Genomic DNA, 355 nt, shown 5'->3' with positions numbered 1-355 from the left:
AGTACACGCGTAATATGGCAACAGGCGCTTCAACGTGTGATCTGGCAGTGATCTTGATTGATGCTCGTAAGGGCGTACTGGATCAAACACGTCGTCACTCGTTTATTTCTAACCTACTTGGTTTGAAGCATTTCATCGTTGCAGTCAACAAAATGGATCTCGTCGAGTACTCGCAAGATCGTTTTGAGGAGATTCGCGATCAGTACCTAGAGTTTGCTGAAAACCTAGAGGGCGAGACTAATATTCAGATTCTGCCAGTTTCGGCACTTGAAGGTATTAACGTTGCTGCGCCAAGCAAAGAGCTTGCATGGTTCGAAGGTCCATCGCTATTAGAAGTGTTAGAGAACGTAGACAT

General features: G+C 45.4%; 1 protein-coding gene. It reads left to right on the top strand.

Translation table 11 applies throughout. From position 1 onward, the window contains the following. A partial coding sequence (locus AB4496_RS28390; RefSeq protein ID WP_372133401.1) for a GTP-binding protein occupies positions 1-355 on the top strand: 355 nt, incomplete at both ends.

The organism is Vibrio sp. 10N.222.46.A1, from assembly GCF_041473595.1.
Classification (GTDB): Bacteria; Pseudomonadota; Gammaproteobacteria; order Enterobacterales; family Vibrionaceae; genus Vibrio; species Vibrio tasmaniensis_A.
Note: the sequence above shows the minus strand (reverse complement) of the source record. Positions and strands in the feature narration are given on the sequence as shown.